Genomic DNA, 26073 nt, shown 5'->3' with positions numbered 1-26073 from the left:
GGTGCTGTCACCTCGGGCCGGTGCGGCCTACTTGAGCGCGGCGGTGATCGCCTCGGAGATCGGGGAGGTCGGGCGGCCGGCCAGGCGGGAGAGGTCGCCCGAGTCGACGACCAGCTCGCCCTTGGCGATCGACGCGTCGACGTCGACCAGGATCGCGGCGAACGGCTCCGGCACGCCGGCGCCCGTCAGGATGCCCTGGAGCACCTCGCCGGGCACGGAGTTGTAGGCGATCTCCTTGCCGGTCTGCTTGGTGAGCTCGGCTGCGTACTCGGCGAAGCCCCAGGCGACGTCGCCGCCCAGCTCGTACGTCTGGTTCTCGTGGCCCTCGCCGGTCAGCACGGCGACCGCGGCGGCCGCGTAGTCGGCGCGCGAGGCCGAGGAGACCCGGCCTTCGCCGGCGGCCGTGACGACGGCGTCGTGCGCGAGGACCGGGGCGAGGTTCTCGGTGTAGTTCTCGTGGTACCAGCCGTTGCGCAGCAGGGTGTACGGCAGGCCGGAGGCGAGCAGCACCTCCTCGGTGGCGCGGTGGTCGTCCACCAGGGAGGCGTGCAGGCTGCCCGGGGCGCTGGTGTACGCCAGCAGGGCCACACCGGCCGCCTTGGCGGCGTCGATGACGACCTTGTGCTGGGCGGGGCGGCCCTTGTCGAACTCGTTGCCGGAGATCAGCAGCACCTTGTCGCCGGCGGCGAAGAGACCGTCGAAGGTCTCGGGGGCGTTGTAGTCCGCGACGGCGATCTTCACGCCCGCGGCGGCGAAGTCGGCGGCCTTGGCCTCGTCGCGCACGACGGCGGTGATCTGCTCGGCCGGGACCTTGTCCAGCAGCTGCGTCACGACGTGACGGCCGAGGTGTCCGGTGGCTCCGGTGACAACGATGCTCATGGTGTGCGATCTCCTTGTGGGGTTCCGATGCCACTAACCCTAGGAGGTGCGCTAACCAGAAGAAAGTACCCACTTTGAAGTAAGGTACTGGCATGCCCGTAAGCGCTGCTGAAGTGGAACCGAAGGCCGGGACGTATGTCGTCGGCGTGGAGATGTGCCCGTACCGTCTGGTCCTGGAGCACGTCACCAGCCGCTGGGGCGTCCTGGTGCTGATCCAGCTGCTCGACCGTTCCCACCGCTTCAGCGAACTGCGCCGGGCGATCGGCCGGGTCAGCGAGAAGATGCTCACCCAGACCCTGCAGACCCTGGAACGCGACGGCCTCGTCCACCGGGACGCCAAGCCCGTCATTCCGCCCCGCGTCGACTACTCCCTCACCGACCTCGGCCGCGAGGCCGCCCAGCAGGTGCGGGACCTGGCGCTGTGGACCGAGCGGCGGATGGCGGACGTGGAGCGGGCCCGGACGGCGTACGACGACGCGAAGGGCGCCTGAAGCACGTCTGAGGCGCGCCTCGGGGCCCTGAGGACACGAGTGGCAGGCCCCTGAGGACACGAGTGGGGCCCGGACGCACCGTCCGGGCCCCACTCACGGCTTTCCGACTCGCGGCTTCCCCGGGTCAGCCCACGACCGTCCAGGTGTCCCCGCCGGCCAGCAGCGCCGCCAGGTCGCCCTTGCCGTGCTGCTCGACCGCGGTGTCCAGCTGCTCGGACATCTGGACGTCGTAGACGGGCCGTTCCACCGAGCGGAAGACGCCGAGCGGCGTGTGGTGCAGGGTGTCGGGGTCGGCCAGCCGGGACAGCGCGAACGCCGTGGTGGGGGAGGGGGAGTGGGCGTCGTGGACGAGAACCTCGGACTCGTTCTCCGTGGTCACGTCGACCACCTTCAGGTCCCCGGTGAGCCGGTCCCGTACGACGCCGCGCGCGCCGTCCGCGCCGAAGCGGATGGGCTGCCCGTGCTCCAGGCGGATCACCGCCTCGTCCGCCGACTGCTTGTCCTTGAGGGTGTCGAAGGCGCCGTCGTTGAAGATGTTGCAGTTCTGGTAGATCTCGATCAGGGCCGTGCCCGGGTGGGCGGCGGCCGCGCGCAGCACCTCGGTCAGGTGCTTGCGGTCGGAGTCGATCGTGCGGGCGACGAAGGACGCCTCCGCGCCGATCGCCAGCGACACCGGGTTGAACGGGGCGTCCAGCGAGCCCATCGGCGTCGACTTGGTGATCTTGCCGACCTCGGACGTCGGTGAGTACTGCCCCTTCGTCAACCCGTAGATCCGGTTGTTGAACAGCAGGATCTTCAGGTTGACGTTCCGGCGCAGGGCGTGGATCAGGTGGTTGCCGCCGATGGACAGCGCGTCACCGTCACCGGTCACGACCCACACGGACAGGTCCCGCCGGCTGGTGGCGAGCCCGGTCGCGATCGCGGGGGCGCGGCCGTGGATGGAGTGCATGCCGTACGTGTTCATGTAGTACGGGAAGCGCGACGAGCAGCCGATGCCCGAGACGAAGACGATGTTCTCCTTCGCCAGCCCCAGCTCCGGCATGAACCCCTGCACGGCCGCCAGGATCGCGTAGTCACCGCAGCCCGGGCACCAGCGGACCTCCTGGTCGGACTTGAAGTCCTTCATGGACTGCTTGGCCTCGGCCTTGGGGACGAGCTGCAGCAGTCCGTCGGTGGCGTCGGTCATGGCGTCAGTCATGGATGGCCTCCTCGAGCGCCGTGGCGAGCTGCTCGGCCTTGAACGGCATGCCGTTGACCTGGTTGTACGAATGCGCGTCCACCAGGTACTTCGCCCGGATGAGGGTGGCGAGCTGACCGAGGTTCATCTCGGGGATCACCACCTTGTCGTAACCCCTCAGCACAGTGCCGAGATTCCTCGGGAACGGGTTGAGGTGCCGCAGATGCGCCTGTGCGATCGGCTCGCCGGCCGCGCGCAGCCGCCGTACCGCCGCCGTGATCGGCCCGTACGTCGACCCCCAGCCCAGCACCAGGGTGCGTGCCCCGTCCGGGTCGTCCACCTCGATGTCGGGGACGTCGATGCCGTCGATCTTGGCCTGCCGGGTGCGGACCATGAAGTCGTGGTTGGCGGGGTCGTAGGAGATGTTGCCCGTGCCGTCCTGCTTCTCGATGCCGCCGATGCGGTGCTCGAGGCCGGGCGTGCCCGGGATCGCCCACGGCCGGGCGAGGGTCTGCGGATCCCGCTTGTACGGCCAGAAGACCTCGGTGCCGTCGTCGAGGGTGTGGTTGGGCCCGCTCGCGAACTGCACCCGCAGGTCGGGCAGCTCCGCCGACTCCGGGATCCGCCAGGGCTCACTGCCGTTGGCCAGGTAGCCGTCGGAGAGCAGCATCACGGGGGTCCGGTACGTCAGCGCGATCCGGGCCGCCTCCAGCGCGGCGTCGAAACAGTCGGCCGGCGTCCGCGGGGCGATGACCGGGACCGGTGCCTCGCCGTTGCGGCCGAACATCGCCTGGAGCAGGTCGGCCTGCTCGGTCTTGGTCGGCAGCCCGGTGGACGGCCCGCCCCGCTGGATGTCGATCACCAGCAGCGGCAGCTCCAGCGAGACCGCGAGCCCGACCGTCTCCGCCTTCAGGGCGACACCCGGACCGGACGTCGTCGTCACCGCCAGCGAACCGCCGAACGCCGCGCCCAGCGCCGCGCCGATGCCGGCGATCTCGTCCTCCGCCTGGAAGGTCCGCACACCGAAGTTCTTGTGCTTGGACAGCTCGTGCAGGATGTCGGAGGCCGGGGTGATCGGGTACGACCCGAGGAACAGCGGCAGATCCGCCTGCCGCGACGCCGCGACCAGGCCGTAGGCCAGCGCCAGGTTCCCCGAGATGTTCCGGTACGTGCCCACCGGGAATGCCGTCGTCGCCGGAGCGATCTCGTACGAGACGGCGAAGTCCTCGGTCGTCTCGCCGAAGTTCCAGCCCGCCCGGAAGGCCACCAGGTTCGCCTTCATGACCTCGGGCTTCTTGGCGAACTTCTGCTGGAGGAATCTCTCCGTGCCCTCGGTCGGCCGGTGGTACATCCATGACAAGAGGCCGAGCGCGAACATGTTCTTGCTGCGCTCGGCCTCTTTGCGGCTGAGGTCGAATTCCTTCAGTGCCTCCACGGTCAGGGTGGTCAGCGGCACCGGGTGGAGGCTGTAGCCGTCGAGTGACCCGTCCTCCAGCGGCGAGGTGTCGTAGCCGACCTTCTGCATCGCCCGTTTGGTGAACTCGTCCGTGTTGACGATGATCTCCGCGCCGCGCGGCAGGTCCCCGATGTTCGCCTTCAGCGCGGCCGGGTTCATGGCCACCAGTACGTTCGGCGCATCGCCCGGGGTGAGGATGTCGTGGTCGGCGAAGTGCAACTGGAACGACGAAACCCCCGGCAGCGTGCCTGCGGGGGCCCGGATCTCGGCCGGGAAGTTCGGCAGGGTCGACAGATCATTACCGAAGGACGCGGTTTCCGACGTGAACCGGTCACCGGTGAGCTGCATACCGTCACCCGAGTCCCCCGCGAACCGGATGATCACCCGATCCAGGCGCCGGACGGCCTTCACACCGCCCGGCTTGCGCTGTTCTCCCACGACGGTTCCGTCGGCCTGTTCCGTTGTCCTGCTGACCTGGCTGGTCACTGAACTGGACCTCCTTCGAGGCGGCTGTCCGAGAGCGGTCGTCCCACGGACCATCCCGTAATCAACCCTACGTCGGTTAGGGTCGCCTTCCCGTGCCCGCTCGCATGCTGGACGGAGTTCTGAGACGACCTGTCGCCCTGACTTGTCACGATTTTCCCTCCCCCTGGCCGCCTTCCGGTGCCGACACGGTGCCGTCGGCCCGTCAGGAGTTCAGATACGTCAGAACGGCCAGAACACGCCGGTGGTCACCGTCGCTCTGGGAGAGCCCGAGCTTGAGGAAGATGTTGCTGACGTGCTTCTCGACGGCCCCGTCGCTCACGACCAGCTGCCGCGCGATCGCCGAGTTCGTCCGCCCCTCGGCCATCAGCCCCAGCACCTCCCGCTCCCGAGGGGTGAGGCCCGCAAGGACGTGCTGCTTACGACTCCGCCCGAGCAGCTGCGCCACCACCTCCGGATCGAGCGCCGTACCACCCTCGGCGACCCGCACCACGGCGTCCACGAACTCCCGCACCTCGGCGACCCGGTCCTTCAGCAGATACCCCACGCCCCGGCTGGAACCGGCCAGCAGTTCGGTGGCGTAGCGCTCCTCCACGTACTGCGACAGCACCAGCACCCCGAGCCCCGGATGAGCCTTCCGCAGCCGTACGGCGGCCCGCACACCCTCGTCGGTGTGCGTCGGCGGCATCCGCACATCCGCGACGACGACGTCCGGCAGCGCGTCCTGCGCATCCAGCTCGGCAATGGTCTTGACCAGCGCCTCCGCGTCCCCGACGCCCGCGACGACGTCATGCCCCCGGTCGGTCAACAGCCGGGTCAGTCCCTCCCTGAGCAGCACGGAATCCTCGGCGATGACCACCCGCACCCTGTCCTCCACGATCTCCCGGCCCCCCACACCCCGTCCGGCGTACATGCCTGCCCTGTCCGAAAGTCCAGCATTCCAGCATTCGGATCAGAGTGCGTGCGGGTAACGAGAGGAGGCGAACCAAATCAGGCCGCGGGACGCCCGAGAACGAAAGCCACTCCGCACCTCCTCCAGCCCGTCCGCCGTCCGACGCCGAAGACCGGCCGGCACCACTCTCCAGCCCGTCCGCCGTTCGAGGACTCCCGCACAACTCAGCCCGTCCGCCGTTCGAGGACGAGAACCGGTCCGCACCCCCACCCTCCAGCCTGTCCGGCGTTTGCGGACGGGAGCCGGTCTGCACCCCCACTCTCCAGCCCGTCCGGCGTTTGAGGACGAGGCCGTTCAGGCCGATGCGGGGGTGCGGGGGCGGCAGCCCCCGAAGCGGGCGGTCGAAGGGGGTCCACCCCCTGGAGGATGGGACGGGTAGGGGCGGCGGGGGCGAGAACCCGCCCTCAGCCACGCCAGGGCAGCTCCGCCGTCACCCGCGTGGGCCCACCCACCGGCGAGTCCACCACCAGAATCCCGTCGACCGCGTCGAGCCGCTCGGCCAGCCCCGCCAGCCCCGACCCCCTCGCCGTGTCCGCACCCCCCACCCCGTCGTCCACGACCTGCAGCATCAACCGGTCCTCGCTCCGCCACACATCCACCACCGCCCCACTCGCCCGCGCATGCTTGCTGATGTTCTGCAGCAACTCGGACACCGTGAAGTACGCGATCCCCTCGATCGCCGCCGCCGGCCGCTCCACCAGGTCGACCTCCACCCGCACCGGCACCGTGCAGCGCGAGGCCACCGAGGACAGCGCCGCGTCCAGCCCCCGGTCGGTCAGCACGGCGGGATGGATCCCGCGGGCCAGATCCCGCAGCTCCTGCAGCGCGGTCTTCACCTCACCGTGCGCCTCGTCCACCATCCGCGCCGCGGCCTGCGGATCCTCCCGCAGCTTCTCCTTCGCAAGGCCCAGATCCATGGCCAGCGCCACCAGCCGCGCCTGCGCCCCGTCGTGCAGATCCCGCTCGATCCGCCGCAGGTCGGCGGCGGCCGCGTCCACGACGATCCCCCGGTCGGACTCCAGCTCCACCACCCGCGACGCCAGCTTCGACGGCCCCAGCAGCCCGCGCACCATCACCCGGTCCACCAGCGTCAGCGCCCGTACGATCCACGGCGTGGCCAGCGTGAACACCAGTCCCACCAGCGCCGTCACGGTGATCTCGAAGGGGTTGTCGAGGTACACGCTGTGGTGCGCGTCGCCGTACAGCTGGAGCCCGCCCTGCCCGGCCCACACCGGGAACACCCAGAACCACAGCGGATACGTCAGCAGGGCCCACCCGTACGCCCAGAAGTTGAGGGCGACGACGAAGGAGAACATCGACCAGGGGAACTGCACGACCGCGTACAGCAGATGACGCCAGGACGTGCCGCTCTTCAGCACCGCGCCGACCCAGGGGAAGAACCCCGGCTTGCGCATCCGCAGCGGTTCCGGGTCGGCCACCTCCAGCTTCAGCAGCCCACGCGCGCGTGCCCGTTCCAGCGCCCCGAAGCCACGGCAGCCGGCGAGGGCCACCGCCAGCAGCGGGATCCCGATGAAGGTCACCAGCAGACCGACGCCGAGGGACAGCATCGTCACGGCCCACACGAACAGCGTGACGCCGACCGGCAGACCCAGCAGGACATAGCCGAACTCACGCCAGCTGCGCGCCTCGAACGGCGCCCGCAGCACGGCCGGCACCCGATGCCGACGCTCACCGTACGGCTCGTAGCCGTACCCCTGCTCCTGCGCGTACCCGTGTCCGTACTCCGTGGCCATCGGCGCCGTCCCGTCTCGTCCTGTCCCAGTCTCACCGGCCCTGTCCTGCCGTACCTCCACTCTGCTGTGCCGCAGGTCGAGGGACCATGGAGGCCATCGGCATCTTGAGAGGGGGGTTTTCCCCACCCTCTGCAACGGCGCTACGCCCGGTCGCGCCAGGGCAGCTCCGCGGTGACCGTCGTGGGACCGCCGTCCGGTGAGTTCACGACGAACAGGCCGTCGACCGCGCCCAGCCGCTCCGCGAGCCCGCGCATCCCGGAGCCGCCGTCCAGGCTCGCCCCGCCGCGCCCGTCGTCCTGTACCTGGATCAGCAGCCGGTCGTCGGCCCGCCACACGTCCACCGAGGCGGTATGCGCCCCACTGTGCTTGCTGATGTTCTGCAGCAACTCGGAGACGGTGAAGTAGGCGATGCCCTCGATCGCGGGCGCCGGTCTGGACGGCAGGTCGGCGCTCACCTGCACCGGCACCGTGCAGCGCGAGGCGACCGACGACAGCGCCGCGTCCAGCCCCCGGTCGGTCAGCACCGCCGGATGGATGCCCCGGGCGAGATCCCTGAGCTCCTGCAGCGCCAGCTTCACCTCGCCGTGCGCCTCCTCGACCATCGCGGCGGCCGCGTCGGGATCCTCCAGCAGTTTCTCCTTCGCCAGGCCGAGCCCCATAGCCAGATTGACGAGCCGGGCCTGCGCGCCGTCGTGCAGATCCCGCTCGATACGCCGCAGGTCGGCGGCGGCCGCGTCGACGACCACCCCCCGGTCCGACTCCAGCTCGGCGATCCGGCGCTCCAGCTCGTCGGAGGGCGACAGCAGCCCGCGCACCATCGCCCGGTCCACGTTCGCCAGCCCGCGCGCGACGAACGGCAGCACCGGCCACAGCACGAACAGCGAGACCAGAGTGAGGCAGAAGGTGAGGACGCCCCACGGCAGCCGGATGAAGTCGTACAGCAGCGTCCGCCAGCCCACCGGGTCCTTCAACGTCATCCACAGCCGCCTGGTGCCCGCACCGCGCCTGGTCCACGGCAGCGGGGTCGGTTCCTCCACCCGCACCCCGAGCAGCGCACGCGCGCGTGCCCGCTCCAGCTTCCCCAGCTGCCGGGCGCCCAGCAGGGTCGCGGCGAGCACGGGTATGCCGATCACCGTCAGCGTCAGGACACCGCCCACCCACACCGTCGTGGTGACGTACACGAAGCCGAAGAGCGACACCGGCAGGTTCAGCAGGAGGTGCGAGATCTCCTTCCAGGTGTGAACGTCGTAGGCGAAGCGCACGGGCGGCAGTCGCTCGCGGTCTTCCTCGCCGTCGGCGAGGCCGGGGGATCGGGGTGCTGGTGCGGTCATATGCGCCAGCGTGCCGTGTGCCATGGCGCGACGCCATGGAGTTCGCCGCCCGGGCCGCCCTGGGGAAAACCCCACCAGCCGGCCCCGGTCTCGCGTCCCACTGTGTCCCACCGTGTGACGGCCCGCTTACCGTGTCTTTATCAGGGCCTAGACTCCCGTGCGTACAGATCGTCGAATCAAGAGTTGACTGAGGTCACGGCACCGGGCCGGTCGGGCCTGTGGTCTGTCGAGGGAGTGAGGGACGGGCGATGCGGGAGACGGTGGGCGGTGAACCGACCGCGGTCGTCGCCGCGGACTACTTCGCGTCCTACTCGGTCGTGGGACTGCTGGCACTCGTCGGCGTGCTCTTCGTCGCCGTCGCCTTCGGCGCCGGCCGGCTGCTGCGCCCGGTGGTCCCCACGCCCGAGAAACTCCTCACCTACGAGTGCGGTGTCGACCCCGTCGGCGAGGGCTGGGCCCATACCCAGGTCCGCTACTACGTCTACGCCTTCCTCTACGTCATCTTCGCCGTCGACTCGATCTTCCTGTTCCCCTGGGCGACGGTCTTCGCCGCCCCCGGCTACGGCGCGACCACGCTCGTCGAGATGTTCATCTTCCTCGGCTTCCTCACCGTGGGCCTGCTGTACGCATACAAGAAGGGCGTCCTGACATGGACGTGACGCTGGAGCCCGTGCCGCTGCCGGAGCCGCAAAGGCTGGGCGCGCTCGCCCGCCTCGCCCCCGAACCGATGAAGATCGTCCTCAACTGGGGCCGCCGCTACTCGCTCTGGGTCTTCAACTTCGGCCTCGCCTGTTGCGCGATCGAGTTCATCGCCGCGTCGATGGCCCGCCACGACTTCATCCGCCTCGGCGTGATCCCCTTCGCGCCGGGCCCTCGCCAGGCCGACCTGATGGTGGTCTCGGGCACGGTCACGGACAAGATGGCCCCGGCGGTCAAGCGCCTGTACGAGCAGATGCCCGAGCCGAAGTACGTCATCTCCTTCGGCGCCTGCTCGAACTGTGGCGGCCCCTACTGGGACTCCTACTCCGTCACCAAGGGCGTCGACCAGATCATCCCCGTCGACGTCTACGTCCCCGGCTGCCCGCCGCGCCCCGAGGCGCTCCTCCAGGGCATCCTCAAACTCCAGGAGAAGATCGCCGCGGAGTCCCTGGGCGAGCGCTACGGCACCCCCCGCCCCTCCGCCGCGGCCCTCCAGAGCGGCCTGGTCCGTCCGCCCGTCCCCACGGTGAACGAGGGCGAGGGGGACGCGCGATGACGGCCCCGACCGTCTGGCTGCCGGCACCGGTCGAGGAACTCTTCGGCACCGACGCCACCGCCGACGAGTCCTACGACGTCCTGACGGTCGACGTCCCTCCCTCCTCCTGGCTCGCCGCCCTGGAGATCGCCCGTACGACCCTCTCCTGCACCTACTTCGACTGGCTGAGCGCGGTCGACGAACCCGGCACCGGCTTCCGCGTCTGTGCCCACGTCGTCGCCCTCGCCCCGGTCCGCCGCCTGCTGCTGCGCACGACCGTCCCGCACGCCGCCCCCGAACTCCCGTCCGCCGTCGGCGTCTTCGCGGGCGCCCGCTGGCACGAACGCGAGACCCACGAGATGTTCGGCGTCCGTTTCACCGGCCACCCCGGCCTGGACCACCTCCTCCTCCCGGAGACCTTCGAAGGCCACCCCCTCCGCAAGGACTTCGTCCTCGCGGCCCGCGTCGCCAAGGCCTGGCCCGGCGCCAAGGAACCGGGCGAGTCCGACCACGGCGGCCCCAAGCGCCGCCAGATGCTCCCCCCAGGCGTCCCCGACCCCAACGAGTGGGGCCCCCTCAAGGGCCAGCTCCCGGCAGCCCCCGCCCGCCCGGCGCGAGCCGCAGCGGGCCGCGCCGCCGGCGACCGCCCGGCCCGTGCGACCGGCGAACGCCCGGTACGCCGCTCACGTACGACCGCGGAGGGCTCGGCGAGCCAGGCGACCGGGACGACCGAGCCGACCGAGGTGGCCGGGACGACCGAGCCGACCGAGGTGGCCGGGACGACCGAGGTGGCCGGGACGACTGCCGAGGGTGCTGCGGGGCCGACGGCCACGCCACGCCGGGCACGGAGCGCGAGCGAGGGATCCGCTACGCAGCGGACGGCCTCCGGTGCGGAGAAGGCGCCCGCCGAGGGGAGCGCCGCGGAAGGTACCGGTGCGGAGGCGACCGCTCCTGCCGCGGGGCCGTCGGCCGCTCCCCGGGGGCCGCGCCGGGCACGTACTGCCTCGGGTGGCTCCGCTTCGCAGCGTGCGCAGGAGACGGAGACGCCGGCGGTGCCGGCCACCCCGGCCCGCCCCGCAACCTCCCGCAGCTCGGACGCGCCGTGGCACCACGCCCGTCCGGCCTTCGAGGAGTCGGGGACGGGAGAGCCGGCGGCACCGCGGACGGGGGAGCCGACGGCACCGGGACCGGCTGAGTCGAGCCCTGCCGCGCCTCAAGAGCCCGAGTCGGGCCTGGCCGCGCCGGAAGAGTCCGAGTCGGACCCGGCCGAACCTGAGGCACCCGAGGAATCCGGCCCTGAACCATCCGGCTCCGAGGCCCCTGCTTCCGACGCCCCGCCCAACCCCGACGCGCCGACCTCCCCCTCCGCCCCCGAACACCCCGCCCCCCACGACGACCCCTCAGGAGGCCCGCAGTGAACGACGCTCTGGACGTCGCCCTGCGACTCCTCGTCGTGTTCGTCGTCTTCCTCACCTTCCCTCTGATCGTCGGTCAGACCGAGCACAAGGTGATGGCCCATATGCAGGGCCGCCTCGGCCCGATGTACGCCGGTGGATTCCACGGCTGGGCCCAGCTGATCGCCGACGGCGTGAAGTTCGCGCAGAAGGAGGACGTGGTCCCGGCGGGCGCAGACCGCCGTGTCTTCCAGCTGGCCCCCGCGGTGGCCCTCCTCCCGTATCTACTGGTGCTGCTCGCCATCCCGATCGGCCCCGGCGAAGGCGCGGTCGGCCAGGTCCTGGACGCGGGTGTGTTCTTCGTGCTGGCCGTGATGGGCATCGGCGTCCTCGGCTCGCTCATGGCCGGCTGGGCCAGCGCCAACAAGTTCTCCCTCCTCGGCGGCCTGCGCACCGCCGCCCAGCTCCTCTCCTACGAACTCCCGATGCTGCTCGCCGCCGCCTCCGTGGCGATGGCAGCCGGTACCGTCTCCCTGCCGGGCATCGTGAGCTCCTTCCACTGGTGGTGGCTGCCCTGGCAGATCACCGGCGGCCTGATCTTCTTCGTCGCCGGCCTCGCGGAACTCCAGCGGCCCCCGTTCGACATGCCCGTCGCCGACTCGGAGATCATCTTCGGCGCGTACACCGAGTACACCGGCCTGCGCTTCGCCCTGTTCCTGCTCGCCGAGTACGCCGGGATCGTCGTCCTGTGCGGCCTGACCACCGTCCTCTTCCTGGGCGGCTGGCACGGCCCGTGGGGTGCCGACGGCCTCGGCTGGCTGTGGACCCTCCTGAAGACGGCCCTCCTCGCCTTCGTGGTCATCTGGCTCCGCGTGACCTACCCCCGGCTGCGCGAGGACCAGTTGCAGAAGTTCTCCTGGACCCTCCTGGTCCCCCTTTCTCTCGCCCAGATCGCCCTCACCGGCATCGTCAAGGTGGTGATCTCCTAACCGTGGCTCCCCTTCCCGGCAGTGGCCTCGCCAAGGGCCTGGCCGTCACCCTGCGCACGATGACCCGGAAGTCGGTCACCGAGCAGTACCCGGACGCCCTTCCCGACCTCCCGCCCCGCACCCGCGGTGTGATCGGGCTGTTCGAGGAGAACTGCACGGTCTGCATGCTCTGCGCCCGTGAGTGCCCCGACTGGTGCATCTATATCGACTCCCACAAGGAGACCGTCCCGGCGGCGACCCCGGGCGGCCGCGAACGCAGCCGCAACGTCCTGGACCGCTTCGCCATCGACTTCTCCCTGTGCATGTACTGCGGTATCTGCATCGAGGTCTGTCCTTTCGACGCGCTGTTCTGGTCCCCGGAGTTCGAGTACGCCGAGACCGACATCCACGAACTCACCCACGAGCGAGACAAGCTCCGCGAGTGGATGTGGACGGTCCCGGCCCCACCCGCCCTCGACCCCGGCGCGGAAGAACCGAAGGAGATCGCCGCCGCCCGCAAGACCGCCGAGAAGCTCGCCGCCGCTGAGGCCGAGCAGACTGCGCAGGACGAGTCGGCCGCCGCCCCGGCCGAGCCGCAGGAGGGGGAGCAGTGACCCCTCTCGCCCAAGCACCGCACGGCTTCCTGTCGCCGACGGGTGTCGAAATCGCCTTTCTCCTCGTCGGCCTGGTCACCTTCGGCGCCGCCCTCGTCACGGTCACCACCCGCCAGCTGGTGCACGCCGCCCTGTGGCTGGTGGTCGCCCTCGGCGGGATCGCCGTCGAGTACCTGCTGCTCACCGCCGAGTTCATCGCCTGGGTGCAGGTGCTCATCTACGTGGGTTCCGTCGTCGTCCTCCTTCTCTTCGGTCTGATGCTCACCAAGGCCCCGATCGGCCGCTCCCCGGACGCCGACTCCGGAAACCGCTGGGTCGCGCTGGCTGTGGCCGTCGCCGCCGCGGCCGCCCTGGTCTGGGTGGTCGTGGACGCCTTCCGCACCACCTGGATCGACCTGGACGGCGCCGCCGCCGGCTCGACGAAGGTCACCGGCGCGAGCCTCTTCCAGAACTGGGTCCTGCCCTTCGAGGCCCTCTCCGTCCTCCTCCTCGCGGCCCTGGTCGGCGCGATCGTCCTGTCCCGGAAGGCGAAGGCGGAGTCGGCCCCGCCCCCTGTGAACGGCCGGGCCGTCACGCAGAGTTCCCCATCCGTCACAGGTTCCGGGATTCACCCGATCGAGCAACGGACCGAGCAGGACCCCGAGCGGAAACCCGAGCGGAAACCCGAGCAGGAAGGCGCCCGCTGATGCATCTCGCCTATCCCGCCGTTCTCTCCGCTCTCCTCTTCTGCACCGGCCTGTACGGCGTTCTCGCCCGCCGCAACGCGATCCTGGTCCTGATGTCGGTCGAGCTGATGCTCAACGCCGTCAACCTCAACCTCGTCGCCTTCGACGTCTGGCTGAGCAAGGCAGCCCGGGACGCCCTGCACTCCGGCCAGGCCCTGACCCTGTTCACCATCGCCATCGCCGCCGCCGAGATCGGCATCGGCCTGGCGATCGTCCTCGCCGTCTACCGCAACCGCGGCACCTCCGACATCGACCGGCTCCGCGACACCGCCGAGGGCCACGAGGACGGCACGCCCCCGGACGAGGCGGCCGACGAGAAGGCTGAGGCCACCGCGTGACCACGACCACCCTCGCCGTCCTCGTCCCCCTCCTGCCGTTCCTCGGCGCCGCCGCCGGTCTGCTCCTGGGGCGCACCGCACCCGGGTTCGTCCGTCCGCTCGCGGTCCTGCCGACGCTCGCCGCACTGGCCCTCGCCTGCACGGTCGCCGCCGACCAGGGCGGCGGCCAGGCCGTGGACGCCCACACCGAGCTCACCCCGACCGGCTCGGTCCCCATCGAGCTCGCCCTGCACATCGACGGCTTCGCCGCCCTCGTCGCCGTCCTGGTCGCGTTCGTCGCCACCTGCGTGCAGATCTACTCCACCGGCTACCTGCGCGACGACCCGCGCTACCCCTCGTACGCCGCCCTCGTCTCCCTGTTCACCTCCGCGATGCTGCTGGTCGTCTACTCCGGCGACCTGATCGTGCTGCTGGTCGGCTGGGAAGTCATGGGCATCTGCTCCTACTTCCTGGTCGGCCACTACTGGGAGACCCCCGAGGCGCGCGCCGCCTCCATCAAGGCCTTCCTGGTCACCAAGCTCGGCGACGTGCCGTTCCTGATCGGCCTGTTCGCGCTGGCCACCGACGCCGGGTCGTTCCGCATCACCACGGTCCTCGGCACCGTCGCGAACGGCGGGCTGCACCATCCCACCCTGGTCGGCCTGCTGCTCCTGTGCGGCGTGGCCGGCAAGTCCGCGCAGTTCCCGCTGCACACCTGGCTCCCCGACGCCATGGCCGGCCCGACCCCCGTCTCCGCGCTGATCCACGCCGCGACGATGGTCGCCGCCGGTGTCTACTTCGTCGCCCGTCTCCTCCCGGTCTTCGAGGCCAGCGCGGCCGTGATGGTCGTCCTCGCTGTCATGGGTGCGGTCACGATGGTCGGTTCGGCCGTCGCCGCGCTCGCCCAGGACGACATCAAGCGCGTCCTCGCCTACTCGACGATCGGCCAGCTCGGTTACATGACCGGTGCCCTCGCCGTCGGCGACCGCGGTGCCGCCGTCTTCCACCTCCTGTCCCACGGCGCCTTCAAGGCGCTGCTGTTCCTCGCGGCCGGAGTGATCATCCACGCCGCCGGCACCAACTCACTGGCCGTCATGTCCCGCACCTCGGGCCTGCGCGACCGTGTCCCGGACGCCTACTGGACGATGACCGTGGCCCTGCTCGCGCTCGCCGCGATCCCTCCCTTCAGCGGCTTCTTCTCGAAGGAGTCCGTCCTCGGCGCCGCCGAGCACGTCGCCACCGGCCACACCGAGCACGCCCCCGGCAGCGCCGGCTGGATCGTCCTGGTCGCGGGCCTGGCCACCGCCCTGCTCACCGCCGCGTACGCGACCCGGCTGTGGCTGCTCACCTTCCGGGGCCGGGGGGCCGAGGCGCCCGACCACGGCAGGCAGCCGCGGTCCATGACCGTGGTCCTGTGGGTCCTGGCCGTGCCGTCCCTCGCGTTCGGCGGGTTCGCCTACCGGTCGCTGCCCGGCTGGTTCGACGGCCGCGCCCTCACCCCGACCCTCAACACGTCGGTCCTCGGCACCGGCCTCGCCCTGGTCGGCGGACTCGTCACCTACGGCGCCTGGCAGCGCACCAGGGCGCTGGCCGCTCGCGTCCCCCTCGGGGCGGTCGTCACCCACCCCGAGGCCGAACCCGGGCTCGTCGAGGCCGAGGCCATCGCCGCTCACAAGCAGGTGTTCGGCGATGTGGCCTACGCACCCGACCCGGCGGACCCCGGCCGGCTGCTGCTCGGCCCGCTGCACCGGCACGCGGCCGAAGGCTTCCACCTGGACGCCGTCTACGACGCGCTGTTCGTCCGCCCGGTGCTGGCCGCCGCGAGCCTCGTCCAGTTCCTCGACCGCGAGGTCGTCGACACCTACGTCCGTGGGGCGGGCGCACTGCCCCGCCTGCTCGGCGCCGCCGTACGGCGAGCCCAGACGGGCAACGTCCAGACCTATGTGAGCGCGCTGCTCGCCGGCACCGTCGTCCTGGCGGTCGCCGTCCTCCTCGTCGCCACGGGAGCGTGAGCAGGCGTGATCGATATCAGCGAGTCCGTGATGCAGTTCCTTCTGGCATTGATCGTCGTCGGCCCGCTTCTCGGCGCCGTCGCCGCCCTGCTGCCCGCCCCGCCCGGGCTGAAGGGGAAGTCGCCCGAGCAGGCAGTGCTCCGCCACGGCGTGACCGTGACCGGCGCGATCCTCATCGCCGCGATCGTCCTCGCGCTCGGCTTCGACCAGGACCATCCGTCGAGGATGCAGGCCACCACCGACATCAGCTGGATCCCCGCACTCGACGTGCGCATCCACCTCGGCATCGACGGCATCTCCCTCCCCCTCGTGGTCCTGACCGCGCTGCTGACCTTCCTCTGCGCGCTCTACTCGTACTTCAACCCGCCCGCGGGCCCGTCCCCGAAGGCCTTCGTCGCACTGATCCTCGTCCTGGAGTCCGGCACCCTCGCGAGCTTCACCGTCCTCGACCTGCTGCTGTTCTTCCTCGCGTTCGAGACGGTGCTCATCCCGATGTACTTCCTCATCGCCCGCTGGGGCGGCGCGGGGCGGACCCGGGCCGCCTGGAAGTTCATCCTCTTCACCCTGCTCGGATCCGTCGTCATGCTGCTCGGCCTGCTCCTGATCGGAATCAAGGCGGGCACGTTCGACATGGTGGCACTCGCCACTGACAACGGCCGGTCGCTGACCACATCCGTGCAGGTAATCGCCGTTCTGGCGATCGGGATCGGGCTCGCGGTCAAGACTCCGATGTGGCCCCTGCACAGCTGGCTGCCGGACGCCCACACCGCCGCGCCGACCGTCGGCTCGGTCCTGCTCGCCGGTGTCATGCTCAAGATGGGCACCTACGGGTTCGTCCGGATCCTGCTGCCGGTCGCGCCGGACGGATTCCGCACCTTCGCGCCGTACCTCGCCGCCTTCGCGGTCGTCGGGATCATCTACGGGTCCCTGGCCTGCCTGAACCTGGCCAAACGGGGCGCGAAGGGCGACCTCAAACGGCTGATCGCCTACTCCTCCGTCGGCCACATGGGCTTCGTCCTGCTCGGCATCGCCACCATGACCCCGACCGGCGTCAACGGCGCCCTGTTCGCCAACATCGCCCACGGCCTCATCACCGGCCTGCTGTTCTTCCTGGTCGGCGGCCTGAAGGACCGTACCGGCACCACCGACCTCGACACCCTGGCCGACAAGACCGGCGCCGCGCTGTACGCCAGGGCACCGCGCCTCGGCGGACTGCTCGCGTTCGCCGCCGTCGCCTCGCTCGGCCTGCCCGGACTCGCCGGGTTCTGGGGCGAGATGCTGGCCCTCTTCGGCGCGTTCGAGCCCGCCGCCGGCCTCAGCCGCCCGGCCTTCCTGACCTTCATGGCGATCGCCGCCTTCGGCACCCTGCTGACGGCCGCCTACATGCTGGCCGTGGTCCGCCGCGTCTGCATGGGCGCCGTACCGCACGACACACCGGAACTCGCCGACGTCCGCACCTACGAGTTCGCGGCCTGGACCCCGCTCGTCGCCCTCACCGTCGTCGCCGGACTGTGGCCGAAGGCCCTGCTCGGCCTGACCGACCCGGCCGTGCAGCAGCTCCTCGCAGGAGGCACCCGATGAGCGCCCTGGCCCAGCCACTGGCCGCGAACCTCGTCCAGTCCGTCGACTGGCTCGCCATCGCCCCGCCCACCCTCACCGCGGTCGTCGGCCTGGTCGTCCTGGTCGCCGACCTGTTCGTCCCCGAGACCAGGAAGCCGCTCCTCGGCTGGGTCTCTGTCGCCGGACTCGCCGCGGCCGCCCTCCTGCTGCTTCCGCTCCTCGGCCACGACCGCAGCACCTTCTGCCTGACCGGCACCACGCACGCGTGCAGCTACACGGCCGACCGGTTCACCCTGGTCGTGCAGTTCCTCGTCCTCGGCGGCGCCCTGCTCACCGCCCTGCTCTCCGTCACCACCCTCAAGGACGGCAACCGCAGCTACCCCCAAGGCGAGTTCTGGTTCCTGCTGCTCTCCTCGGCCGCCGGCGCAGCCCTGCTGCCCGCCTCCCGCGACCTCGCCACCCTGATCGTCGCCCTGGAAGTAGCCTCCCTGCCCGCCTTCGCCCTCGTCGGCATCCGTCACGGCGACAAGAGGTCCTCCGAAGCGGCCCTGAAGTTCTTCCTGTCCTCGGTGACCGCGACCGCCGTCAGCCTCATGGGCGTCAGCTTCGTGTACGCCACCACCGGCAGCCTCTACCTCACCCAGGTCGCCGACCGGATCCAGCACGTCGACGGACAACTGCACACGCTCGCCCAGACGGGTGTCGTCCTCACCCTCGTGGGTTTCGCGTTCAAGACGGCCGCCGTCCCCTTCCACTTCTGGGTGCCCGACACCTACGTCGGCGCCCCGCTCCCGATCGCCGCCTACCTGTCGGTCGTCGGCAAGGCCGTCGGCTTCTCCGGCCTGATCCTGGTCACCGTCGTCGCCTTCCCGTCGTACGCCGACGTCTGGGGACCCGCGCTCGCCGCCCTGGCCGCCCTCACCATGAGCGTCGGCAACGTGGCGGCCCTGCGCCAGCAGGCCACGCGCGCGTACAGCGCGGTACGACTGCTCGCCTGGTCGTCGGTGGGCCAGGCCGGCTATCTGCTGGTGCCGATCGCCGCCGCCGGATACACCGAGGACGCCCAGAAGGCCGTCGGCTCCACCGTCGCCTACGCCCTCATGTACGCGGCCGTGAACCTCGGCGCTTTCGCGGTGGCCGCAGCCGTCGCCCGTACCGCGCGGCTCAACCGGATCTCCGACTACCGCGGCCTGTACGCCAGGAACCCGCTCACCGCGCTGCTCCTCGCGTTCTTCCTGCTGTGCCTCGCCGGACTCCCGCCCGGCATCGTCGGCCTGTTCGCCAAGGTCACCGTCTTCTCGGCGGCCGTCGACGCCGGCCTCGGCTGGCTCGCCGTCGTCATGGCCGTCAACGTCGTCATCGCCCTCTACTACTACCTCCAGTGGACGGCCCTGCTGTTCCGCGCCCCCGAGGGCGAGCCCGCCAGGCACCGCCTCCCGGCCCCCCTCACGGCCGCGCTCGCCCTCACCGGCACCCTCGGCGTCGTCCTCTCCGGGGCACCGCAGCTGGTGCTCCGCTTCGCCGCCACCGGCCTGTTCTGACGCCCAGCACGCGCGCGTGGTGGACACCCTGCACGCGCGCGTGCCGACCGTCGGGCGGGCCCGGTGCGGCTCTCACCCGGACGGCTCACGCGGCGCACAGCGGACACAAGGGAACTAGTGGCCGCCGCCTGGCGTTGACCAGTGCGAAAGGGTCCACTGGACGTGACACCACGACACCGGTGGCATCGCAGATCGGAAGGCAGCACCGCAGGCAAAGGGTTCCCCTGCCGCACGACTTGGAGGGCGTACCGTGCACCGCCGGCACAACGGGCTCAGGACCGCAGTTCTCCTCGGGGGACTGTCGGCACTCATCATCGTCATCGGCAGCTTCTTCGGCCGAACGGGTCTGATCGTCGCGGTCCTCGTCGCCCTCGGCACGAACGCGTACGCGTACTGGAACAGCGACAAACTGGCGCTACGCGCGATGCGCGCGCGCCCGGTGAGCGAATTCGAGGCCCCGGCCCTGTACCGGATGGTCCGCGACCTCTCCACCCAGGCCCGCCAGCCCATGCCTCGCCTGTACATCTCCCCGACGGAGGCACCGAACGCCTTCGCCACGGGCCGCAATCCGCGCAACGCCGCCGTGTGCTGCACGGAGGGCATCCTGCGCATCCTGGACGAGCGGGAACTGCGCGGTGTCATCGGCCACGAACTCAGCCACGTCTACAACCGCGACATCCTCATCTCGTCGGTCGCCGGTGCCCTCGCCTCGGTGATCATGTTCCTGGTCAACTTCGCCTGGCTGATCCCGGTCGGCCGTTCGGACGACGATGACGGCCCAGGATTCCTCGGCCTGTTGCTGATCATGATCCTGGGCCCGCTCGCCGCCAGCCTCATCCAGCTCGCCATCAGCCGCTCCCGGGAGTACGAGGCGGACGCCTCCGGCGCCCAGCTCACCGGTGACCCGCTCGCCCTCGCCAGCGCCCTGCGCAAGCTGGACGCCGGCACCAAGCAGCTCCCGCTGCCCCCCGAGCCCCGGATCGAGACCGCGAGCCACATGATGATCGCGAACCCCTTCCGCCCGGGCCAGGGACTGTCCAAGATGTTCTCGACGCACCCGCCCATGGCGGAACGGATCGCCCGGCTAGAGAAGATGGCAGGTCGCCCGCAGTGAAGACCATCCTGAACATCATTTGGCTCGTCCTGAGCGGCTTCTGGCTGTTCCTCGGCTACCTGCTCGCGGGCGTGATCCTCTGCATCACGATCATCGGCATCCCGTTCGGGATCGTCCCTCAGGGTGCAGCATCGCGCTCGGGTCGACTCGCCCTTCGATGATCATCGGCGGTAGGAGCTGAAGTTCAGGAAGAGGGACCTGTTCCACGTCCGACAGCGCGGCGTTCACGCGGGTCCACGTGTCATCTGATGTCCACGCATTGAAGTGCTTCGAGGCCTGGATGGTGGCGCCAGTGTCCTTGAGTACTTCAGGCCACGATTTGCCGGTACGCGCCTTGTAGAAGATGGCGTCCACGGAGCGGCGGACGGTGCCCCTGCGCCCCTTCGGCAGTAAGAGAGTGACCTTCGCCCATTCCTCGTCGGAGAGGCCGGCGGCCGGGATGCCGAGGCCATTGGCGGCGTACCAGGCCCGCACGGTGCAAGGAACACCGCCGCGCCGATCGTCCGGGACGGGCCCGGTGACCGTGACCTTCAACTCCAGCATGGACAAGATGGCCGCTTGCTGCTCCGGGGCCATGTCCGGGAACGACTTCTTCGCCATGGCAGCCAGGGCGATCAGATCACGCGCACGCTGGTCCGACTCCTCCATCTCAGCCAGCCAATCGGCCGCTTCGTCGCGCAGATTCTGAAGCTGCTGGAGTTCCTCGTTCAGCACCGCCGCGGCCGTCTCGATGGCATCCGCTGACTTGCTCTGTTTGGCGGTGGCCACGATGACGGCGGCAATCGACGCGTTCATGCCCTCGATCTGCCGATCAAGGTCGGCGATCCGGTCGCCCAGAGCGGCGGTGTCCCCCTCGGTCATCCCGATCCACTCGGCAGCCAGCGTCTGAAGTTTTTCGCTGTCGCTCGCGATTTCAGTGACGCGGGTCCAGACATGCGCCTCAAGAGCGGCAGCGTCGATGCGCGAGCAACCGCAGGACTTCTGGCTGAGATCCCTGGGCGCGTTTCCGGTGCACCGGTAGAACCGGGCGCACTCACGTTCCGATGCAAAGCTGATTCCTGAGTACGTCCTCTGGCAGAGGCTCACGATCCGGCCACTCAGCGGATAGAAGGAACGCTGCCCGCTGCTGTGCTTTGCGGTCTCGGCAACCTTGCGCCGTAGCTCAGCGCTCTGTTCCTCGGTCAGGATCCGAGGAAGCTCGATCCTGATCGAGTCGCCCCAGAGAGTGGTGCTGTCCTCGTCGGTCTTGGCGTGCTTCCCGCGGAAGACGAGCACGGCATCGAGCACCGGCGTCGATATCACTCGATCACGGAGGTTGTCACGCGTCCAGGACTTGCCCGTACGGGATTTGATTCCCTCCGAGTTCAGGCGGATCGTTGCTTTCCGAAGGTTGAGGCCCTCGCCAACGACCAAGTCGTACACGTGCCTGATGACCTTCGCTTCATCCTCGTCGACCACGAGGTGTGAGCCGGGAGTTCCCTTGTTGGCGATGCGGTAGCCGTAGGGAGGACGCCCACCGATGTGCGCAGCCGGCGTGAGTTCTGCCTTCTCCTGCAACCCGCCCTGTGTGCGGTCTCGGATCGTCTCCCACTCGGTCTCTGCGTAGTCGGCATCGCGGCGCATCTTCTTGCGCCCTTCGGCCGTCGTGTTGTCGTAGTCGTCGACCACGACAGCGACGTAAACGCCGATGTCTTCGAGGGCCCATACCCAGCGCCAGAAGGCGCGGCCCTTACGACCGATCACACGGCCGTCCGGCACCACCACGATGTCGAAGGGACGCGGAGTCTGCTGAGCGTCATCCATGAGGCGCTTGAGATCACCCCGGTCAGCAGCTTCCAGGGACCCGGAGACGCCCTCGTCCTTGTAGGTCCCGACATGCGCCCACTGCTTGAGGGCGATGTGTCTTGTTGTCTTGCGGCTTTGCCTGGCTACGCCGTAGCCCTTCTTCTGCTCCTCGGTCGAGACACGGAGGTAGTCGACGGCACGCAGCGTGCGTGTGCCGACCACCCGAGCAGCGGTCTCGATGAGTGAGGACAGGGCTGTGCTTTTATTGGACACGTCGACTCCCAATCAGTCGGCCAGCCCCGGGGCGGTGCCAGCCGCTGCCGGGGCGTCTGTCTCTAACTCCACTTTACTGCAACGTACTGACGTCTCATCAGGTCTTTGATTACTTCGTAGACACCGGGTTCGGGCCCCGAAGAGGATCCGCAGCAGTAGAGCCCGCTCAGCCGCAGAAAGTGCCTTGTCGGGCGTCCAGATCACCGTTGTCTGAGGCATCAGATCCACCCCAGACCAGACGCGGCCTCCCGACTCCATTCGCGGTTGATGGCTAGATCTTCAGCAACTCCGGTCGCGATAAGGGCAGCGCCGGGGGAGTGGCCCGAGCCCACGTAGCGCCATTGCCGGTCGGTTATCGCAGTTGGTATGACGGCGTGCCCCATGTGGTGGGCGTGTTCGGCGCGGAGCGCCGCGTAGGTGGTGGAGTAGGCGCGGGATTTGGTGAGGATGTGGCCTCGGTAGCCGAGGGTGTGTGTCCAGGAGCGAGGGCGAAGGGTCGCGAATTCGGAGAGGCCGCCGAGGCGCCAGTAGGTGCGCAAGCCGTGCAGGCAGCGATCACCGCCGGTGCAGAACTATTCAACTGACCAGCCATATCCGGCGAGTGGAGCTTCCATCCTGACCTCGGTTCACGCGTAAGAGCAGTCCTCCTCATGTGGTACATCTGAGAAATCGTTGACTCCAGGTCGTGAGACAATCTCAGTGAATGCTGATCACGCAGGTCGTCGACGATGTGCGCCCCTATAAGGCCCTCACGCGCCAGCCGCCACATCGCAGCTACCTCCCTGCGCGCCGAGGGAAGGTACTCAACTGAACGGGCGATGTGCGCGATCACGGGCCCGAAGGGGAGTAGGGAGCGGGCGTTCTCTCCAAGTCTGATCGGCTCCGAGCCAGTGGTATCAAGTCGAGCAGCCCGGCAGGGGGGTGCCATCACCCGAGCCGCTCTGACCGATCCCTGAGCAGCGCCAACCGACGTACTTTGATGACGCAAGACCGGCATTCGAGCGTCGCTTCGTCAGTACTCTGGATCCCCTGTGGGGAAGTGATATGTACGTTGGGGGCGGGGGCATGCACATCCAGGTATTGGCTGAGGGCGACGAGCAGGCACTGACGGATCTTGGTTCTTGGCTAGGTCGTGATCCCGGCACAGCCGGGCTGGCCGTAGAGCCGGTGACGGGTGATGGGCCGACTATGGGGGTGCTGGAAGCGCTCGACGTGCTTCTCGGTAACGCCACCAATATCGCGAACTTTGCCGTGGCCTACGCGACCTGGCGTACCACCCGGCCCAGTAGCACGGCCGGCGGGGCGAGGACACTGGTGCACGGCGGCAGCACGATTGACATCGGCCACCTCTCAGCGGGGGAACTTGCCGAACTGCTGCGGCGCCTGAACGATGACGGAGACAGGACGACCCCGGGGGCCTCCTGATGGCGCTTGAGCAGTCCGGGCCCCGCGCGGTCCTGTTCGGGGTCCACGCCTACCAGCATCTGCCAGCGCTGGACGGCGTCCGCCACAACGTGCCCGCCCTTCGGGACCTGCTGACCGCGAAAGAGGTAGGGGGGCTCGCTGGCGAACACTGTGTGGCGGTACCCGCCAACAGCGCACCGACAGTTCTGCTGGATGCCGTGCAGGACGCCGCGGAGCACGCGCGTGATCTGCTGCTGGTGTACTACGCCGGGCATGGGCACTTCGGCCGTGACGGTCGGACCTTGTCACTGGGTACCCAGGCTTCCCGCCCGGACCGGCCGCACCACTCGGTTGCCTACGACGAGATACGGGCGATCGTGGCCCGTTCCCAGGCCCGGCACCGCGTCGTGATCGTCGACTGCTGCTTCAGCGGTGCCGCCCTACACATGAGCGGGCAGGAAGGCAGCCGGGCAGCACCAGATTTCGAGATCGAAGGCGCATGCGTGCTGACCTCATCCGCTGACACCGAACGGTCGTTGTGCCTGCCGGACGGGAGCGTCTTCACCCGCGAGCTGATCCTTCTTCTGCGCGACGGCCTGTCCGGGGAACTTTCCGACGGCCGACGCGGCGAACACCTCTCGGTGCTGACCATGGCCGATGTCTACGAAGCCCTGTGCGAGCGATTGAAGGGCCGCAAGGTGGAAGGCCACCGGGTGCCGCTCCCCCGGATGAGTACCCGGGACAGCGGCCACCGTATCCCTCTCGCCGCCAACCAGGCCCATGCTCCGCAAGCATCGACCCAGCAAACCTCGACTTCAGAAGCCTCCGCCCCCGGTGAGCCGATTACGGTGCACACTGCCTACGCGACCACCCGGTATTTCACCGGCCGCCAGGACGAACTGGCAGCAATGGCAGAAGCGGCCGGGCAGCCAGCTGCGGTCTGCATCGTGCATGGGCGCGGCGGCCAGGGCAAAACCGAGCTGCTTCGGGCCGCAGCAGCCCGCATCGCCCATCTCTTCCCCGGTGGCTGTCTGGAAATCGACCTACGTGGCTGGACACCCGACGAACAGCCCCGTGACCCCTACATGGTCATCGCCGAGCAACTCCACCACATGGGCTACAGCACCGAGCACATCCCAGCAGATGTGACCGCGCGCGCTGAAACCTGGCGCCTGTTCCTGAAACAGCACCCGGTGCTACTCCTGCTGGACAACGCCCGCAACGCCAGACAATTGGCCCCTCTCCTGCCCTCCGCCGGATCGCCGAGCATGGTCCTGATCTCCAGCCGCGCCGAACTAACGGATCTCGACGCCCACTGGCGCTGCGACCTCCCCCCTTTGCCCCCTGCGGACTGCGTAAATGTCTGGTACAAGATGGGGATCCCCCAGGACGCCGGCCACCTCGGTGAAATCGCCCGTCGAATCAACGGCAATCCCCTGGCCCTGGGTCCAGTCGGCACCCGCCTGTTGCGCGGCGCCTCCCCTACCGCCCTGCTGGCCTCCCTCGCCGGCCCGCACCGCTACACCACTTTGCCCAGCGTTGACGCCGCGGAACGCACCGCCTTCACCGCCGCCTACACAGCCCTGGACACCGACCTACGCGACATCATCCACCAGTGCGCCTGGCACCCGGGCCCCGACTTCGGCCCTGACTCCCTGGCAGCCATGGCCCAGCGCCCCGAATATGAGGTGGAGGTCCGACTGACCGAGATCGAACAACTCCTGATCCGCAAGAACGGCCGCTACAGCCTCCACGACCTCAGTCTCACCTACGCCCGTGAAACAGCCACGCGCCACGCACCCCAAGGCGAGGAACAGGCCAGCAGGCAGCGGCTGTACCACCATCTGTACACCGGGCTCACGCGGGCCCGAGACGCCATAAATGCCAACGCGGCCGGCGGTGAACAGGAAATACGCGAAGCACGCCAGTGGCTCGATACACACTCCCAAGAACTCCAGACCGCGGCACGCACCGCCAGCACGGACAGCTGGCTCCAAACGGCCGACTTCCTACAAGCCATCGGCACATGGCTCTACCTAGACGATCGATACATCGAAGCCCAGGAGCTCTTCCAAACAATCTTGAACACCGCATCACCTCATTCCCTTCAGCAGGCCGACGCCACCCAAGGCCTCGCCAAGACCCACCGCTTGCTGAGCCGGTATGACGAGGCCACCACCGCCTACCAGGACGCCCTGGCCATCTACCGGACCATCGGCGACCGCCGCGGCCAGGCCAACGCCATCAAAGGCCTCGCCGACACCCATCTGGAATTGAACCGGTATGACGAGGCCACCACCGCCTACCAGGACGCCCTGACCCTCTTCCGGACCATCGGCGACCGCCTCGGCCAGGCCAACGCCACCCAAGGCCTCGCCGACACCCACCACATGCTGAGCCGGTATGACGAGGCCACCACCGCCTACCAGGACGCCCTGGCCATCTACCGGACCATTGGCGACCGCCTCGGCCAGGCCAACGCCACCCAAGGCCTCGCCGAGACCCATCTGGAATTGAGCCGGTATGACGAGGCCACCACCGCCTACCAGGACGCCCTGGCCATCTACCGGACCATCGGCGACCGCCGCGGCCAGGCCAACGACATCAAA

Annotated in this window: 22 protein-coding genes and 1 pseudogene; 15 read left to right on the top strand and 8 right to left on the bottom strand. The window is 69.4% G+C overall.

Annotation, left to right across the window (positions count from 1 at the left end):
* Nucleotides 1–27: 27 nt before the first annotated feature.
* Nucleotides 28–879 (bottom strand): SDR family oxidoreductase, encoded by an 852-nt coding sequence (locus ACFWPS_RS16425; RefSeq protein ID WP_383705481.1) that lies wholly within the window; start codon nt 877–879, stop codon nt 28–30.
* 92 nt (nt 880–971) lie between these two features.
* On the opposite strand from ACFWPS_RS16425, the gene ACFWPS_RS16420 reads away from it, so the two are divergent.
* Nucleotides 972–1370 (top strand): winged helix-turn-helix transcriptional regulator, encoded by a 399-nt coding sequence (locus tag ACFWPS_RS16420; protein ID WP_383705479.1) that lies wholly within the window; start codon nt 972–974, stop codon nt 1368–1370.
* A gap of 124 nt (nt 1371–1494) precedes the next feature.
* Here ACFWPS_RS16420 and ACFWPS_RS16415 read toward each other — a convergent pair whose 3' ends face one another.
* The 5 genes from ACFWPS_RS16415 to ACFWPS_RS16395 form a co-directional block, all read right to left on the bottom strand.
* Nucleotides 1495–2556: a 2-oxoacid:ferredoxin oxidoreductase subunit beta gene (locus ACFWPS_RS16415; protein WP_383705721.1), complete on the bottom strand. Its 1062-nt coding sequence runs from the start codon at nt 2554–2556 to the stop codon at nt 1495–1497.
* 4 nt (nt 2557–2560) lie between these two features.
* Nucleotides 2561–4489: a 2-oxoacid:acceptor oxidoreductase subunit alpha gene (locus tag ACFWPS_RS16410; RefSeq protein WP_383705476.1), complete on the bottom strand. Its 1929-nt coding sequence runs from the start codon at nt 4487–4489 to the stop codon at nt 2561–2563.
* Nucleotides 4490–4691: 202 nt separating this feature from the next.
* A complete protein-coding gene (locus ACFWPS_RS16405) occupies nt 4692–5399 on the bottom strand; it encodes a LuxR C-terminal-related transcriptional regulator (protein WP_383705473.1) in 708 nt (235 codons plus the stop codon).
* Nucleotides 5400–5842: 443 nt separating this feature from the next.
* Nucleotides 5843–7192 carry a sensor histidine kinase gene (locus ACFWPS_RS16400; RefSeq protein WP_383705471.1) on the bottom strand — a complete coding sequence of 450 codons (1350 nt, stop codon included), beginning with the start codon at nt 7190–7192 and terminating at the stop codon, nt 5843–5845.
* Nucleotides 7193–7332: 140 nt separating this feature from the next.
* Nucleotides 7333–8523 carry a sensor histidine kinase gene (locus tag ACFWPS_RS16395; RefSeq protein WP_383705468.1) on the bottom strand — a complete coding sequence of 397 codons (1191 nt, stop codon included), beginning with the start codon at nt 8521–8523 and terminating at the stop codon, nt 7333–7335.
* Nucleotides 8524–8771: 248 nt separating this feature from the next.
* Between ACFWPS_RS16395 and ACFWPS_RS16390 the strand changes: the two genes are divergently transcribed.
* The 12 genes and pseudogenes from ACFWPS_RS16390 to ACFWPS_RS16335 form a co-directional block, all read left to right on the top strand.
* Nucleotides 8772–9182, top strand: a complete 411-nt coding sequence (locus ACFWPS_RS16390; RefSeq protein WP_383705466.1) for an NADH-quinone oxidoreductase subunit A — start codon at nt 8772–8774, stop codon at nt 9180–9182.
* Nucleotides 9173–9778: an NADH-quinone oxidoreductase subunit B gene (locus ACFWPS_RS16385; protein ID WP_383705464.1), complete on the top strand. Its 606-nt coding sequence runs from the start codon at nt 9173–9175 to the stop codon at nt 9776–9778. Before ACFWPS_RS16390 ends, ACFWPS_RS16385 begins: the two co-directional genes overlap by 10 nt.
* Entirely contained in the window at nt 9775–11175 is a 1401-nt protein-coding gene (locus tag ACFWPS_RS16380) for an NADH-quinone oxidoreductase subunit C (protein WP_383705462.1), read from the top strand. The genes ACFWPS_RS16385 and ACFWPS_RS16380 overlap by 4 nt, the downstream gene beginning before the upstream one ends.
* Entirely contained in the window at nt 11172–12140 is a 969-nt protein-coding gene (locus ACFWPS_RS16375) for an NADH-quinone oxidoreductase subunit H (RefSeq protein ID WP_383705459.1), read from the top strand. Before ACFWPS_RS16380 ends, ACFWPS_RS16375 begins: the two co-directional genes overlap by 4 nt.
* Before the next feature lie 2 nt (nt 12141–12142).
* Complete coding sequence (locus tag ACFWPS_RS16370; RefSeq protein ID WP_383705457.1) at nt 12143–12733, top strand: NuoI/complex I 23 kDa subunit family protein; 591 nt, start codon at nt 12143–12145, stop codon at nt 12731–12733.
* Nucleotides 12730–13419, top strand: coding sequence for an NADH-quinone oxidoreductase subunit J (locus ACFWPS_RS16365; RefSeq protein WP_383705454.1), 690 nt, complete (start codon nt 12730–12732; stop codon nt 13417–13419). The genes ACFWPS_RS16370 and ACFWPS_RS16365 overlap by 4 nt, the downstream gene beginning before the upstream one ends.
* Nucleotides 13419–13796: an NADH-quinone oxidoreductase subunit NuoK gene (gene nuoK / locus ACFWPS_RS16360; protein WP_383705451.1), complete on the top strand. Its 378-nt coding sequence runs from the start codon at nt 13419–13421 to the stop codon at nt 13794–13796. Before ACFWPS_RS16365 ends, nuoK begins: the two co-directional genes overlap by 1 nt.
* Nucleotides 13793–15787 carry an NADH-quinone oxidoreductase subunit L gene (locus ACFWPS_RS16355; RefSeq protein WP_383705449.1) on the top strand — a complete coding sequence of 665 codons (1995 nt, stop codon included), beginning with the start codon at nt 13793–13795 and terminating at the stop codon, nt 15785–15787. Before nuoK ends, ACFWPS_RS16355 begins: the two co-directional genes overlap by 4 nt.
* Nucleotides 15788–15793: 6 nt before the next feature.
* Entirely contained in the window at nt 15794–17368 is a 1575-nt protein-coding gene (locus ACFWPS_RS16350; protein WP_383705447.1) for a NuoM family protein, read from the top strand.
* Nucleotides 17365–18888 carry an NADH-quinone oxidoreductase subunit N gene (locus ACFWPS_RS16345; protein WP_383705444.1) on the top strand — a complete coding sequence of 508 codons (1524 nt, stop codon included), beginning with the start codon at nt 17365–17367 and terminating at the stop codon, nt 18886–18888. Before ACFWPS_RS16350 ends, ACFWPS_RS16345 begins: the two co-directional genes overlap by 4 nt.
* Nucleotides 18889–19138: 250 nt before the next feature.
* A complete protein-coding gene (htpX, locus tag ACFWPS_RS16340; RefSeq protein WP_089099496.1) occupies nt 19139–20002 on the top strand; it encodes a zinc metalloprotease HtpX in 864 nt (287 codons plus the stop codon).
* Nucleotides 19999–20157 (top strand): annotated as a pseudogene (locus ACFWPS_RS16335) (YccF domain-containing protein); the annotation flags it as partial. The gene htpX and the pseudogene ACFWPS_RS16335, both read left to right, overlap by 4 nt.
* Here ACFWPS_RS16335 and ACFWPS_RS16330 read toward each other — a convergent pair.
* Both ACFWPS_RS16330 and ACFWPS_RS16325 read right to left on the bottom strand, forming a co-directional pair.
* A complete protein-coding gene (locus ACFWPS_RS16330) occupies nt 20093–22060 on the bottom strand; it encodes a recombinase family protein (RefSeq protein WP_383705442.1) in 1968 nt (655 codons plus the stop codon). The pseudogene ACFWPS_RS16335 and the gene ACFWPS_RS16330 sit on opposite strands and share 65 nt — an antisense overlap.
* A 218-nt stretch (nt 22061–22278) precedes the next feature.
* Nucleotides 22279–22599 carry a replication initiator gene (locus ACFWPS_RS16325; RefSeq protein ID WP_383705440.1) on the bottom strand — a complete coding sequence of 107 codons (321 nt, stop codon included), beginning with the start codon at nt 22597–22599 and terminating at the stop codon, nt 22279–22281.
* Nucleotides 22600–23125: 526 nt separating this feature from the next.
* On the opposite strand from ACFWPS_RS16325, the gene ACFWPS_RS16320 reads away from it, so the two are divergent.
* Together ACFWPS_RS16320 and ACFWPS_RS16315 are read left to right on the top strand one after the other, a co-directional pair.
* Entirely contained in the window at nt 23126–23485 is a 360-nt protein-coding gene (locus tag ACFWPS_RS16320; protein WP_383705438.1) for a hypothetical protein, read from the top strand.
* On the top strand, nt 23485–26073 hold a 2589-nt coding region (locus ACFWPS_RS16315), incomplete at its 3' end, for a tetratricopeptide repeat protein (protein WP_383705436.1). The genes ACFWPS_RS16320 and ACFWPS_RS16315, both read left to right, overlap by 1 nt.

This window comes from Streptomyces sp. NPDC058457, from assembly GCF_042720695.1.
Taxonomy (GTDB): domain Bacteria; phylum Actinomycetota; class Actinomycetes; order Streptomycetales; family Streptomycetaceae; genus Streptomyces.
This window is presented reverse-complemented; position numbering and strand designations above follow the sequence as displayed.

Excerpts from the sequence above, each read along its gene's own strand:
- ACFWPS_RS16405 (WP_383705473.1), bottom strand. The coding sequence starts at position 5,399 with ATGTACGCCGGACGGGGTGTGGGGGGCCGGGAGATCGTGGAGGACAGG.
- ACFWPS_RS16425 (WP_383705481.1), bottom strand. The coding sequence starts at position 879 with ATGAGCATCGTTGTCACCGGAGCCACCGGACACCTCGGCCGTCACGTC.
- ACFWPS_RS16320 (WP_383705438.1), top strand. The coding sequence starts at position 23,126 with ATGCACATCCAGGTATTGGCTGAGGGCGACGAGCAGGCACTGACGGAT.
- ACFWPS_RS16385 (WP_383705464.1), top strand. The coding sequence starts at position 9,173 with ATGGACGTGACGCTGGAGCCCGTGCCGCTGCCGGAGCCGCAAAGGCTG.
- ACFWPS_RS16380 (WP_383705462.1), top strand. The coding sequence starts at position 9,775 with ATGACGGCCCCGACCGTCTGGCTGCCGGCACCGGTCGAGGAACTCTTC.
- ACFWPS_RS16415 (WP_383705721.1), bottom strand. The coding sequence starts at position 2,556 with ATGACCGACGCCACCGACGGACTGCTGCAGCTCGTCCCCAAGGCCGAG.
- nuoK (WP_383705451.1), top strand. The coding sequence starts at position 13,419 with ATGCATCTCGCCTATCCCGCCGTTCTCTCCGCTCTCCTCTTCTGCACC.
- ACFWPS_RS16400 (WP_383705471.1), bottom strand. The coding sequence starts at position 7,192 with ATGGCCACGGAGTACGGACACGGGTACGCGCAGGAGCAGGGGTACGGC.
- ACFWPS_RS16395 (WP_383705468.1), bottom strand. The coding sequence starts at position 8,523 with ATGACCGCACCAGCACCCCGATCCCCCGGCCTCGCCGACGGCGAGGAA.
- ACFWPS_RS16345 (WP_383705444.1), top strand. The coding sequence starts at position 17,365 with ATGAGCGCCCTGGCCCAGCCACTGGCCGCGAACCTCGTCCAGTCCGTC.
- ACFWPS_RS16420 (WP_383705479.1), top strand. The coding sequence starts at position 972 with ATGCCCGTAAGCGCTGCTGAAGTGGAACCGAAGGCCGGGACGTATGTC.
- ACFWPS_RS16390 (WP_383705466.1), top strand. The coding sequence starts at position 8,772 with ATGCGGGAGACGGTGGGCGGTGAACCGACCGCGGTCGTCGCCGCGGAC.